The sequence below is a fragment of the Chitinophaga sp. genome, from assembly GCF_036569185.1.
In the GTDB taxonomy this organism is placed as follows: Bacteria; Bacteroidota; Bacteroidia; order Chitinophagales; family Chitinophagaceae; genus Chitinophaga.
The window spans coordinates 1-13,462 of record NZ_DATCRD010000124.1 but is presented as its reverse complement, the minus strand read 5'-3'; the positions used below and the strand labels follow the sequence as shown (position 1 = coordinate 13,462).

12 protein-coding genes and 2 riboswitches are annotated in these 13,462 nt (G+C 47.5%); of the genes, 6 read left to right on the top strand and 6 right to left on the bottom strand.

Features of this window, described 5'->3' with window-relative positions; all coding sequences use genetic code 11:
* Positions 1-259: 259 nt before the first annotated feature.
* Positions 260-1,132, bottom strand: coding sequence for an SDR family oxidoreductase (locus VIM72_RS08735; protein WP_332002454.1), 873 nt, complete (start codon positions 1,130-1,132; stop codon positions 260-262).
* Between the two features lie 316 nt (positions 1,133-1,448).
* Positions 1,449-1,651: riboswitch (cobalamin riboswitch) on the top strand.
* A 202-nt stretch (positions 1,652-1,853) separates the two neighbouring features.
* On the opposite strand from VIM72_RS08735, the gene metE reads away from it, so the two are divergent.
* Together metE and VIM72_RS08725 are read left to right on the top strand one after the other, a co-directional pair.
* Positions 1,854-4,145 carry a 5-methyltetrahydropteroyltriglutamate--homocysteine S-methyltransferase gene (gene metE / locus VIM72_RS08730; protein ID WP_332002453.1) on the top strand — a complete coding sequence of 764 codons (2,292 nt, stop codon included), beginning with the start codon at positions 1,854-1,856 and terminating at the stop codon, positions 4,143-4,145.
* Positions 4,146-4,165: 20 nt separating this feature from the next.
* Positions 4,166-4,549: an acyl-CoA thioesterase gene (locus VIM72_RS08725; RefSeq protein ID WP_332002452.1), complete on the top strand. Its 384-nt coding sequence runs from the start codon at positions 4,166-4,168 to the stop codon at positions 4,547-4,549.
* Between the two features lie 58 nt (positions 4,550-4,607).
* On the opposite strand, the gene VIM72_RS08720 is transcribed toward VIM72_RS08725, so the two are convergent.
* From VIM72_RS08720 to VIM72_RS08705, 4 genes are all read right to left on the bottom strand, one after another.
* Positions 4,608-5,549, bottom strand: a complete 942-nt coding sequence (locus VIM72_RS08720) for a hypothetical protein (RefSeq protein WP_332002451.1) — start codon at positions 5,547-5,549, stop codon at positions 4,608-4,610.
* Positions 5,550-5,572: 23 nt separating this feature from the next.
* The gene (locus VIM72_RS08715) at positions 5,573-6,724 is read right to left on the bottom strand and encodes a DUF5074 domain-containing protein (protein WP_332002450.1); all 1,152 of its coding nucleotides are present in this window, start codon (positions 6,722-6,724) and stop codon (positions 5,573-5,575) included.
* Positions 6,725-6,734: 10 nt separating this feature from the next.
* Positions 6,735-8,750: a TonB-dependent receptor gene (locus tag VIM72_RS08710; RefSeq protein WP_332002449.1), complete on the bottom strand. Its 2,016-nt coding sequence runs from the start codon at positions 8,748-8,750 to the stop codon at positions 6,735-6,737.
* A gap of 121 nt (positions 8,751-8,871) precedes the next feature.
* Positions 8,872-9,078, bottom strand: a riboswitch (cobalamin riboswitch).
* Positions 9,079-9,108: 30 nt separating this feature from the next.
* Positions 9,109-9,576 carry a nuclear transport factor 2 family protein gene (locus tag VIM72_RS08705; RefSeq protein ID WP_332002448.1) on the bottom strand — a complete coding sequence of 156 codons (468 nt, stop codon included), beginning with the start codon at positions 9,574-9,576 and terminating at the stop codon, positions 9,109-9,111.
* 167 nt (positions 9,577-9,743) lie between these two features.
* On the opposite strand from VIM72_RS08705, the gene VIM72_RS08700 reads away from it, so the two are divergent.
* The 3 genes from VIM72_RS08700 to VIM72_RS08690 are packed head-to-tail and all read left to right on the top strand — an operon-like array spanning position 9,744 to position 12,707.
* A complete protein-coding gene (locus tag VIM72_RS08700; RefSeq protein ID WP_332002447.1) occupies positions 9,744-11,045 on the top strand; it encodes a spondin domain-containing protein in 1,302 nt (433 codons plus the stop codon).
* A 22-nt stretch (positions 11,046-11,067) separates the two neighbouring features.
* Positions 11,068-11,775: a peroxiredoxin-like family protein gene (locus VIM72_RS08695; protein WP_332002446.1), complete on the top strand. Its 708-nt coding sequence runs from the start codon at positions 11,068-11,070 to the stop codon at positions 11,773-11,775.
* A 56-nt stretch (positions 11,776-11,831) separates the two neighbouring features.
* Positions 11,832-12,707 (top strand): helix-turn-helix domain-containing protein, encoded by an 876-nt coding sequence (locus VIM72_RS08690; protein WP_332002445.1) that lies wholly within the window; start codon positions 11,832-11,834, stop codon positions 12,705-12,707.
* A gap of 75 nt (positions 12,708-12,782) precedes the next feature.
* On the opposite strand, the gene VIM72_RS08685 is transcribed toward VIM72_RS08690, so the two are convergent.
* A complete protein-coding gene (locus VIM72_RS08685; protein ID WP_332002444.1) occupies positions 12,783-13,196 on the bottom strand; it encodes a hypothetical protein in 414 nt (137 codons plus the stop codon).
* 102 nt (positions 13,197-13,298) lie between these two features.
* Here VIM72_RS08685 and VIM72_RS08680 point away from each other — a divergent pair.
* Positions 13,299-13,462 (top strand): DUF72 domain-containing protein (locus tag VIM72_RS08680; protein WP_332002455.1); only part of this gene is annotated, 164 nt, incomplete at its 3' end.

Below are 13,462 nucleotides of genomic sequence, written 5' to 3'. Positions count from 1 at the left end.
CTCAGGATTAGGATGATTATACTGATTATCTGGATTTGATCTTTTGGATTTATAAAGGATTCCGGGAGATATCAGCGGATAGATATTTGCAGTATTTTTCTGAGTCCTTTAAAATCCAAAAGGACAAATGAAATTTTAAATAAATAAAATCGCTCAAATCTCCCTGAATCCTTTATAAATCCAAAAGATCAAATCCAGATAATCAGTATAATCATCCTAATCCTGAGTCAGACAATTTTCCGCCGAAGGCGGAGGCGATCTAGGAGAACGCCGGGGCGTATTCTGCAGCAAAGGAGGCAAAATCCCGCGCCGGCTTCCCGGTGATATCCTGCACGGCGGAGGAAACGGCCGCCGCTTCGCCACGGGCGTAGTGGGTGTAATCTTCGATCAGCCCTTCGGCCTGCCAGGCGGGAAAGCCGGCGTGCAAGAGGGCGGGCAGCAATTCATTTTCAGTGACATTAATGTACCGGATGTCACGGCCTACGGCGTCAGACAGGATCTGGGCCAGTGTAGCATGGGTGAGCGCCTCCGGCCCGGTGATATCGTATGTTTTGCCTGCATGCCCGTTGCTGGTCAATGCGGCGGCAGCAACGGCGGCAATGTCGCGGGTATCTACCAAGCTCACTGCGGCGTTGCCGGCAGTGGCAAAAAACTGGTGCTGCGTGCGGATGATGTCCCGGAAACCCAGTAACCCCTGCATAAATAAATTGGGCCGCAAAAAGGTATAGGCGATACCGGACCTGCGGATCTTTTCTTCCACGGCGGCATGGTACCGCAGGAAACGCACGGGCGATTGCGCACTGGCATGCAGCTGGGAGAGCTTCACGATATGCGGCAACCCGCTTTTAACGGCGGCGGTTACAAAATTACTTTGCAGTGTTTCCGCTTCTTCGGATGAGTTGGTGAGCAGGAACGCTTTGTCCATACCCTGCAGGGCATGAGCCAGACTGCCCGAATCGTTAAAATCGCCGGTTACTATTTCTGCGCCGGGTAATGCGGCAATGATGTTGGCGTTATTGTCTGCTTTCCGTACCATGGCGCGGAAAGGTACGCCCTGTGCAGATAAGTGTTTGGCCAATGTAGTACCAATATGCCCGGTAGCACCGGTGATCAGGATGTTTGCCTGTTTCATAGCTGTATGTTTTTATGATGTAAAACTCCGTTTTCCGGCGGGAGGGAAATTGTAAGAAAACGAAGCGGATTTTGTCTGACTCAGGATTAGGATGATTATACTGATTACCTGGATTTTTTTTTTGATTTTAAAGGATTCTGGGAGATAAAAGCTAATACCCGCTAATATTTCCCCAGATCTTATAATCCAAAGAATAAAAATCAGGCTAATCAGTATAATCAGCGTAATCCTGCTCCAAGACAATTTCCATCGCCGAAGGCGATGCGGAGATTATTGCCGGGATTTACTATCTTCGCCCCGGTTCTTAATGTATTACTCATCGAAGCAAATAAATGGTTCCCGCTGAAAAGCGGGATTAAAAGGGAACTGTGTGCAAATCACAGGCTGTCCCGCAACTGTAAGCTTCCGGCAATGCATAAGCATTGCAGCTGGTAAATAATATACCACTGTTCCGCAGGGAATGGGAAGGTGTTTACCGGTGGAACAAGCCAGGAGACCTGCCTTTATTTCACTTTGACAATGCTTTCGGGGATTGAAGCGTGTCAGGTTTCGGTACAGTAATTTACACAGATCAGGTAACGTGCATGATAGGATCATGCATGATAAAGCACTTGTTCCTGTAAATGTATTGTATCAACTCCTTCCCGCATATATCTCCCAAAAACATTGCTGTACTATATGAGAGCGTGAACATCATGTATCACCTTTTAAACAATCAGTAATGATTATCCACAACTTAGGCTATCCGAGGATAGGTAGCCAGCGTGAATTGAAGAAAGCCTGCGAAAACTATTGGGCAGGCAAAATTACCCTTGATGAATTAGAGGCGGCAGCCCGTGCTATCCGTTTGCAGAACTGGGAATTGCAGCAACAGAAAGGGATCGACTGGATTCCCTGCAATGATTTTTCCTATTACGACCAGGTGCTCGATACTTCCCTCATGGTAGGCGCCGTGCCAGCCCGCTATGCGCCCTTACAGGAAAAAAAGATCCATGAAACAGATCTCCTGTTTGCCATGGCCCGTGGTTACCAGCGCAACGGTGATGATATCACCGCTATGGAAATGACGAAATGGTTTGATACCAACTATCATTATATCGTACCTGAATTTACGGCCAATCAATCATTTCATTTCTTCTCCCGTAAAGTGATAGATCAGTTCCTGGAAGCAAAAAAAGAAAACTATGCAGCCAAACCAGTGATCCTGGGCCCTGTATCGTTCCTGTTGCTGGGTAAGGAGAAAACAGCCGGCTTCCATCGCCTGTCGCTGATCGGTAAATTGCTGCCTGTATATATGGAAGTGCTGGCGCAGCTTACCAAAGCCGGTGCTGAAATGGTACAGATAGATGAGCCCTGTCTTTCGCTCGATCTTGATGAATCAGCGCTGCAAACATTTTCAGATACCTACGCACAGATCCATGCCGCATTCCCGCAGCTACATATTTTCCTGGCATCCTATTTTGAATGTTATGGGAAGAATCTGCCGGTAGCATTGTCGCTCCCCGTGCAAACACTGCACCTCGACCTGGTCCGCTGTCCTTCCCAACTGGAGGATATCCTGGCCACCACCATTGCTGATACTTCCTTACAGCTCTCGCTGGGCGTGGTAGATGGCAGGAATATCTGGAAGAATGATTATGAAAGATCTTTAGGGCAGATACAAAAAGCCATAAGCGCATTAGGAGAAAAACGTATTGCCATTGCGCCCTCCTGCTCATTGCTGCATGTGCCCTGCGATCTTGATAACGAAACGGCTATTTCTCCCGAAATTAAAAACTGGATGGCCTTTGCCAAACAGAAGCTGCAGGAGCTGAAAGACCTGCGCGATATCGTAAATGGCAACACCGCCTTGCTGGATACCAATAAGGCGGCTATTCACAGCAGGGCTACTTCGCCGCTGATCCACCGGAAGGAAGTGAAAGACAGGATAGCCGCATTTACTGCCGCCGATGCACGCAGGCAGAGCGCCTTCCCCGTGCGTCAGCATATCCAGCAGGAACAATTCAAATTACCGTTGTTCCCTACCACTACCATCGGCTCTTTTCCGCAAACAGATGATATCAGGCAGCTGAGGGCGCGTTTGAAAAAGGGAGAACTTACCATAGAACAATATGAAGCCGCCATAGAAAAGGCCACCATAGAGGTGATCCGCTGGCAGGAAGAAATAGGATTGGATGTACTGGTACATGGGGAGTTTGAGCGCAACGATATGGTGGAATATTTCGGGGAACAACTGCAGGGATTCCTGTTCACCAAAAATGGCTGGGTACAGAGTTACGGCAGCCGTTGTGTGAAACCGCCGGTTATTTTTGGAGATGTTAGTCGCCCGGCAGACATGACCGTTCGCTGGAGCAGCTTTGCACAGGCCCATACCGGTAAGCTCATGAAAGGAATGCTCACCGGCCCTGTTACTATCCTGCAATGGTCGTTTGTGCGCGACGATCAGCCCCGTTCTGCCACGGCCAACCAGATTGCCTGGGCTATCCGCGATGAGGTAGTGGCGCTGGAGAAGGCCGGCATTAAAGTGATCCAGATCGATGAACCGGCTATCCGTGAAGGATTACCTTTACGTAAGGAAAACCGCGCGGCCTACCTGGAATGGGCGGTGCAGGCGTTCCGCATTTCCGCCAGCGGTGTGAAAGACGAAACACAGATCCATACGCATATGTGCTACAGCGAATTTAATGATATCATTGAGCATATTGCAGCGATGGATGCAGATGTAATCACCATTGAAACTTCCCGTTCACAAATGGAATTACTGGATGCCTTTGCTGATTTTAAATATCCTAACGAGATAGGCCCCGGCGTATACGATATCCATTCGCCCCGGCAGCCCTCGGCAGCCGAAATGATCGCACTGCTGGAGAAAGCGGCGGTTACGCTGCCGGCAAGGAACCTGTGGGTAAACCCCGACTGCGGGCTGAAAACCCGTAAGTGGCCGGAAACAAAAGTAGCGTTATCGAATATGGTGCGCGCAGCAGAAGTAATGAGAACAAAAGCGGCGCTGTAAAAACTGAAAACAATACAACTATGACTATAGCTGAAAGAATTCTTCATTCGGAAACACGGATCTTCAAAGCCGTGTTTCCCAGTACTACCAACCATTACGATACTTTGTTCGGCGGTACTGCCATGTCGCTGATGGATGAAGTGGCGTTTATTACTGCCACCCGTTTTGCAAGGAAAAAGATGGTAACGGTATCATCCGGCAAAATAGATTTTAACCGGCCTATTCCTGCCGGTACCATCGTGGAATTGATCGGTAAAATAACAGAGGTGGGGAATACCAGTGTAAAAGTACTGGTGGAGATATATATTGAGGAGATGTATTCCGACTCCCGTGAAAAGGCCATCACCGGAACTTTCAGCCTGGTGGCTATCGGTGATGATAAGTTGCCGGTAAGCGTGAAATAGTCAGAAAGGTAAAGGGTGATCCTGGTTAGCGGATCACCCTTTTTATATTCATGGGATATTATTGCAGGTTAAGATCTTTTACGCCAAGTACTTCCGTGGAGATCTCTCCCAGCCATCCGGCTTCTGCACGGATCGCGGTATGCACTTTAATAAAGTTGATGCCTTTGAGCTTTACAGGGCTGCCGTTTTTATCTACCGCCCAGTCCAGCTTTATTTTCGCATCGGTATCTTCATTTGCGTGGTTATCGGCATAACCCCAGGAAAAAGCCGGTGAAATATAATAGGGCGAGAACGGATCGCTGGAAGTATTTTTGATATTGGCAGCTGTTAGTTTAGTACCGGTGAAAGTGATGCTGTCGCCTTTCCATTGCGGGTAATAAGGCTGATCGTGGAATACATTCCTGACCAGGTAACCGCTGTCGCCTTTGTTGTCTTTCCAGCGGATATACTTCGTATCGCTGGTATATGGATCATCGGGATTGGTTTCCCTGTCTTTTGCTTCGTTTGGTTTATAGTAAGTGACCTGGTAGTTCTTTACGGTTTTGGAACTGTTGTATTCTGAACCGGCAATTTCATACCATTCATCATCGGGTAAGCCATTCTTATTGGCATCAACTGATACGGAGATGACGCCGGGTTCTGCAAACTGGTTGAAGGCATTGCCTAATACAATAAAGGAATATTCGCCAGGTACATTTTTGATGGTATGATCAAATCCCATTACTACGTAACCGCCAAATCCACCCAGGGAGATCATTTGTTCTTTTCCCAAAGCTGCCAACGCATAATCAGCCATCTCCTTATCGGAGTCGCCTGTTTTCCAGGCAGGCAGTTCGTTGGTGAACTGGCCCGGTGCAGGAAAATATTCAAACACTTTGGTCACCTTATTCTGGAAAGGGCCGGTAGGCTCGGGGTCTTCGATGATCTCGTTTTTGTCTTTGGAGCAACTGCCCAGTATCACTGCGAGAAGCAGCACGGCGGGTAAAAATTTACGTTTCATTGTATAGTTTTAGTTGGTTATAATTATTTAGTACCGGAAACAAAGGCAATATGTGCGGGTATTTCCCCGGTGGTGACGGACCATTTCTTTTTCCCTGTGGGAGAAAAACAGTAAAGGGCGCCGGAAGACACATAGTCTTTCGCATCTGTCACAAAAATTTCCCTGGTAGCCGGGTTTACCGCGATGCCGTAAGGCATGCGGATAGATTTGTCTGTACCATCTGTAATAAAACCGGTGTTCAGTACTGTTTCTGTTTTTATATTCACCATGTTGTAGGTGATGGTCCATTTGCCGGTATTATAGCTGAAAACGGAGCCGTATACATAAGCCGTATCGCCGGAAATCCACAGGTTGCTCACCGGTATATCAAACTGTTTTTTTACCACATCCGTTTTGGTATCTATTAAAAAGAGACGGGAAGGAATATTGTAGTAGTCGCCCCGCGAAGTAACATAGATATCCCCATCGTTATCTGCCTTGAGCCGGTCGAGGTTAATAGCGACATCAATCTTTTTTATCTCCTTAAAAGTATTTAAATCTATTACCGATACGGTGCGATCATAGTTGGGCACACGGTATCCGCCGGAATTGGCTACATACAGCTTATTGCCTACCACCGCCATTTCTTCCGGCTGGTAACCAACAATTACCTTGCGTGTGATTTCCAGGGTAGCGGTATCTATTTCCGCTACAAAGCCGATAGGCGCATTGGGCTCTACCAGTACAGGACCGGCATAGGAGCTCACATATGCTTTACCGTTAGCAAAGGTGATATAACGGCAGTTGAGGATATTGACCTGTTTGATCCGTTTGGTGCTGGCGGCATCCATTACTTCCACCTTATTGGAGATGTTGATGACGGCATAGAGTTTAGAACCGTATATGCCGATATCGTTGCCTACATCGCCCAGTTCTTTTACTGCCGTGGGATTGGCGGTAGCATAGATATTACTTTTGTAGATGCCGGTGGTATAATCGTAATAATCCAGCGTGGATTTATTGCTGCCCATGTTGCCTTCATTCAGGAGATAAAACCCGTTGTAGGCCGATCCTGGCCGGGCGGTATCTACCGGCGTTACTTCCGGCGGAACAATTTTATCGCCTTTGCGGCAGCCGCCGCTGGCAAGCCCGGCAAGGACTATCACTGATATTATATTCCTTAACTGTTTCATCATGGCATGTACATTAAATATTCACGGTTAAAATGAAGCGGTAATTTCTTCCCGGCATGGGATAGCTGATCACCACTTCATAAAACTGGTTGGCGAGGTTATTCACCTGCGCGGTTATATGAAAGCGTGTATGTTTATAGCTGAATTGCCTGCCCAGTGAAATATCGCTGGTATACCAGGGCTCCACATAGTTCTTCGCTTTATTTTCTTTGCTGTTATATCTTTCACCGGTATAGATAAAGCTGTAATTGGCTTCCCATTGTTTATAATCGGCGCCCAGTATCAGCGAGCCGCTGTGGCGGGGAATATAAACGATCTGGTCGCCATAAAAGCTATCCGAGGGATCTGTGAAATCCTGTGCGCGTTGATAAGTGTAAGTCAGCTTTGTGCTGAACTGAATTTGTTTTCTTATCAGCCAGAGGGCTTTCGCCTTAACATCCACTCCTTTTATTTTTACAAACCCCAGGTTCTCCATTTGCCAGCTCAGCATACTGGCGCCGGGAACGGCGACTATTTTATCTTTCACTTCGTTATAATAAGCGTCTGTTTCAATGCCTGCCTGTGTGATCCAGCCGTTGGTAAAGGTTTTGTTCCAGGTAAACCCGGCGTCGTATTGCGTGGCGAATTCCGGTTGCAGAAAACGGTTGCCGATCTCGGTATAATACAGGTCGTTAAATGTAGGCATACGGAAGATACGTTTGTAAAATCCGCGCAGCCTGAGATCCGCTGAGCGTGTGGGTTGCCAGGAAACAAATACAGAGGGAGTGAATTGCTGCCGGTGAGGGGCTGCCGCATTTTTCTTTACGGTTTCATTCACAAAGGTGCCCAGTATGCTGGCCTGTGCGCTGAACCGGTTGAAGCTGATATTGGTTGCGGCAGCGGCGAGAGTGGTATACCGGGTAGGGTAACTGAAATTAATAAGATCGGCATCCAGCCGGTTCCATTGAAAATCGCCGGAAGCGGCGATGGTCCACCAGTTGGTGAGGGCATACTGGTGCGCCATGGAGAAATACATTTCATACTGGCGGTAGTGGTTGTCGATATAGAGCCGGGCAGTATCCGGCGCCAGGAACCGCGTATAGTCGTATGCGTATTTCCCGTTCAGCAGGATGCTGTAACGTTTGGTAACATCTTTCCGGAAGCTGGATTGTATAAAAATATTCTGATCCCATTGCCGGTCCACATGCCCGAATACGCCATTCACAATAAACCCCGGCAGGCCGCGTTCCGACTGGTAATAGTATACTTTTGTGCTCCATTCCCCGCCGTTCAGCAGACCGTTAAAACCGCCTTCTACACGAACGGCATTTACGTCGCCGTTCGTGCGGTAAGCGCTGGTGTCATACACAAGGCGCCCGTTATCGTCGCGTTTCTGATAGGAGAATTTATACCTGCCGGTGGCATTGATCCATTCGGTGCTGAAGGAAGCGGATACTTTGCCGCTGATCTTTTGCTGCCATAACAGGGAGGGGTTGAACAGGCCGAAGGAGCCGGTTTTTATGGTAGCTCTTACATGTGTTTTTTCGTTTGCTGCAAATTTAGGTTTGAGAGAAGTGAGATAAATAGCGCCTGCTGAACCAAAGTCTTTCGCCGGCTGGAAAATATTACTCTTTTGCCCGTTGTACAGGGCGATTTCTTCCATATTATCCAGCGAAAACTTTCCCAGGTCTACCTGTCCGTTCTGTGCATTGCCCAGTTGTATACCATCATAGAACACGCCCACCTGGTTGGTGCCCATGCTGCGGATGTCAACGGTTTTAAGTCCGCCGATGCCGCCATAGTCCTTTACCTGCAGGCCAGCAAAGAAACGGATGGCATCCGCCACCGAGTGGCTACCCAGCCGCTCCAGTTCTTTTGCCTGCATTTTCTGCCCGGGGCTTACTTCCCTGGCAGCGCGGGGAGCGGTTACGGACACCTCCCTGAGCGCTTTGGCAGTTACAGTATCGGCCTGCTGCGCATAGGCGCCCGTTACCCCGCAGAGCAATACCAGTAACATTGCGGCGCCCGCATGTTTTTTGAAACGCATCATTCCCAAGCCTGTTAATATTCCATCAACAGCTTTCGCAATAAGAAAAATAAATCAGGAAAGAGACAAGTACAGGCAATGCCTGCAGATTGAATGTATTCCCAAGCTTCATTCCACGAAAGCTTAAAAAAGTAATCGTATGGCAGGTATTCTGACTTATCTCTGCTTCGGGCGACCTTCCCATTGAACGTTCAACAGTGGTCTGACTGGCGATGCCCTGGCATTGTATGAGACTTACAGCAGCGGGACTGTCCGGGATTTTCACCCGAGTTCCCTTTTAATCAGGTATATCCGGAACGGATATACCTGAACCATAGCGGGGCAAAAGTAGGTTATTATTTGATCGATTCAAAACATGGGGCTATTTGGCGGCAGCTTCCTCGCAGTTGTCTTTACGCCTGGTATCTATCAGGTACTGGATCTTCCATCCATCGGGAAACTTCACCATTTGAAAAGAATCTACGCCGCAATGGGAGAACTGTCCTTTGAAATAGAAGCGGTAAGGCACCCATACGGAGGCAAGGCGTCCATCCAGCAGGAGGGAGCCAAAAACAATGCGCTCGTCGGCCGCATTGGCAGGGAGTTTGGCAATATGCGATGCAAATTCATTAATGGGCATGGTATGAACTGTTTCATGACCGGCTTTGTCTTCCGCTACAGACTGCAATTGCGCGCCCGGGGCAAAGCAACCGGCTATTGCGGCGCTGTCTGCATTGAGCATGGCGGTGAACAGTTGCCTGATAGTGTTTTTTATGGCGTCTTCCTGGGTTTGGGCATGCAGGGAAGCGCCTGTGCCGAGAAGTAAGATGCTGAGTAGGAGCCGTCGCATTTTTTTTATACAATATACTGATTTTGGAGGTCTGTTAAGAGATGATCATCCTTCCCGGGGAAAAACGCAGGCGGGAAATATAGTCAACACACCGGGAAATGCGGATACCTGTACCCCTAAGCTTCAGCCTACCTTTATCATCCGTTTAAATAATTAAAACATTGCTTATGTACCGCAAAAAATCAGCCTGGTTATCTTTAGCGGCATTGCCTCTTTTTATTGCAGCCTGCAGTAAGGATGACGATGCGCCCCAAACAGGCACACCTGCAACTATCACCGTGGAAAACGTATTGGCATCCAAACCACTGGTAGAATCCGGAACATTTAAAAATGAGGGCGCCTCGCCTGTTATTATGCCCGGTGAATCCATCTCCTTCCGGTTCTCAGCAGCAAAAGGACAGGCGCTGTCTTTTGCTACTATGTATGGTTGGTCAAACGACCTGTTCTTTGCGCCGGCTAACCCGGGCATCAAATTATATGAGGACAGCGGTATGCCAATAGAAGGAGATGTTTCCGCCCAGGTAAAGCTGTGGGACAATGGCACGCGTATTAACCAATCGCCCGGCGCTGCTGTAACACATCCCGGCGCCGCGGAAACGGCTTCGAAAAATATCACAGAAGTGGCCGGAATGGATGCCCAGGGACATGCCTATGCTGCTGCATCTACCCTGATGAAAGTAATGCTTCATTATGAAGGCAATTCCACCTTTACACTCACTATAAAGAACACTTCCGGGGGCACTTCCAATCCAACGCCATTCAGTCCGGGCGTATGGGCTATTTCATACATCGCCGGCGGAACCCTGTTGAATCCTAACCCATTGTATGAGGCGGGTAAACCCACTGCCAACGGGTTGACAAACATTGCCGAAATGGGTGATAACAGTATTCTGGGCGAATATATTAAAGGGCAAACGGGCATTTTTACGCCGCTTTCACCCGTATTGGTAGTGGTTTATAACGGTATCGACAATCCCATTTATAAAACGGGCGAAAATGACCGTGGTAAGGGATTGAAGGAATTAGCACAGAAAGGGGATGCCAGCGGGCTTGCGGCATATCTTAAAACCGTGAGCGGTGTAAAGGATGTGTATGTTTTGCCTGCGGCCAATTCTACCGTGTTGCTGCCTAAGGTAGGCGGTCAGGCTGGCGGCAGTGTTTCCCAACAGTTGAAAGTAATGAAAGGCGACAGGATAGCCATTGCCACGATGTACGGATTCTCCAACGACTGGTTCTTCGCTTCGAAAGACAACGGGGTGGATGCCACTCAGAAAGGCGATATATCTTCTTCTGTTGCGCTGTACGATAATGGCACCGCCGTGAATCAATTCCCCGGGGCAGGTATCACACAATTTAACCTGGCAGGTACCCCGCTGGAGGAAAGCAAGGTAATTGAAGAAGTGCCCAATCCAAATGCTTTCACCACATTACCCGCTATCACCGGTATCATAAAAGTAACGCTTCAATAATCTTCTCACATCATTCAAAAAAATGAAAAATTTATTCAAAGTATCGGGAAAAGAAGAAGGGTCGAACAAAAGAATGATCCGCTATAATGCAGCGCTGTTCTCTATTGTGTTAGGATTGTTTATATCACTGCCGGTTGTGAAAGCGCAGGGCCCGATGACAATCAAGACGGGCGCCGGTTATACTATCCCGCAGCAACCCGAGGATATCAGCCCTTTGCTGAATGGTGAATCTATTCCGGCAGTAATACTTAAAGATGCTTCCGGGAAAGCATTTGATCTGAACAAAGCTGTGGCGGATAAGCCCACCATTCTTATCTTTTACAGGGGAGGCTGGTGCCCTTTTTGTTCCAGGCAGTTGTCTGGTCTGCAGGAAATAGTTCCTGTGCTTGAAGAAAAAGGCTACCAGCTGATTGCGGTGGGCACAGACAAACCTGAAGGATTAAAGCAGTCGGCCGTGAAGCAGCAATTAAGCTACACATTGCTGTCTGATGCAGATATGAAGGCATCCAAACTGTTTGGTCTTGCCTACAAAGCTCCCCAGGCCTACTGGGAAATGCTGCCAAAAACTACTGGCGGAATGGATACGGATCTTTTACTACCGGTGCCTGCAGTATTTATCGTGGATAGAAAGGGAGTGATACATTTCGAGCATATCAACCCGGATTTTAAGCAACGCCTAAACCCGGAACTGCTGAAAGTAGTAGCGGAGGAAATTTATAAGGAATTGTAAGATGGTATTACCTACCGGGCAGGAGAAATAGTGAAGCTTTATTTTTTTCGATACATTTGAAAAAGGAGAAGGGATTAGTAATGATCAGGGAATACAACGAGAAGACAACCACTGCACGTTTTATTATGCATGCCAATAGCAAATTGCTGGCAGGCAGGGGGCTGTGTAATCCGGCGCCATACCCTATCAATACGTTCGTATACAATAGCGGCGCCCCACAAAAAGTGGTGATCGATGAAATTACCTACACGATGCCAGGGGCTTGTATATTGCCCCTGGTTTCCAACCAGCATTTTTCATTTGAACGCCCCGAAGAACTGGTAGCCTGGCAGTTTAACCGTGAGTTTTATTGTATTGTTGATCATGACGCAGAAGTAGGATGTGTTGGGTTCCTGTTTTATGGTATCCAGCACCCCATGTTCATTAAGCTGGATGCAGAAGAGATCGCAGAAATGGCGCACCTGGAGAAAGTGTTTTCGCGGGAGCTTGAGGTGAAGGATAATTTTCAGGGAGAGATGTTACGCACGCTGTTAAAAAGAGTTATTATCAAAATAACCAGGATAGCCAAACAGCAGAACGAGAGCTATGGTTTGTTTCCGGACGAGAAAATGGATCTTATACGGAAATTCTCTCTTTTACTGGAAGCAAATTTCAAACAGGAACATGAAGTGAAGTTCTATGCAGCTGCATTGAATAAATCACCTAAAACGCTGAGTAACGTGTTTGCATTACTGAAGCAGCCTGCGCCTTCGGTATTAATACGGAACCGGATCATCCTGGAGGTAAAGCGTTACCTTCATTATACAGACAGATCGGCCAAGGAAATCGCTTATGAGTTAGGGTTTGAAAGCCCTGCACATTTCAGCCGTTTTTTTAAACAGCATACGGGAAGTAATATCAGCGGATTCCGGAATATAGGGAATGTGAAGTAATAGTACCGGTAAGCCTCCGGATGCGCTGGTAAATTTCACGTAACCCCGGAATAATCAGCAGATGATCAATGCCTGTTAATTTATAATCCCCTTTTCTTTTAAAACCTCTTCTTCATTTTCATGTGTGATGTACATGATTATTTTGTAGTTGTTATTTAGATGCTGTAAAATATAAGTGATCTCAAATTCAATAGGATCATTTGGACTTTTTAAGTAAACAGCGCTCCATCGTACCAGTGCACTGGTATAATATTCACCGATAGGGGATGTTGTAACATTAATGAGTTGCATGTCCTGCATACCAATCTTCCTGTTAACCTGGAACATGTTTTCAAGCCAGGCCAGAAACTTTTCGTCGTTCTTATAGCACATACTGCCTGAGGGGCCGGCAGCTATAAAGTTTTCTGCGTAGCATTTTGAGATGATGCCGGCATTGTTATCAAGGGAGGCGCGGCTATAAGTGGTGAAGAAATCTGAGACGGAGGCCATAACAATAATTTTTGAGAGTGATGACATACTGATCATGCGGCAAATTTTATTCCGTACTACCCCTGGTTGGATTTTTGCATTGAATCTTCGCAAACAGCAACTATGGCAAACAGGCACAAAGGTCTCTACAGGTCAGGTACAAGCGGGCTCGTGCTACCCGTGCCCAACAAGCAGTCGTTCCCTCCGGCTTTCCGCGATAAAAGCCGGCTTACCTATTACGCATCGCTGTTTAACAGTATTGAAATCAACAGCTCTTTCTATAAAGT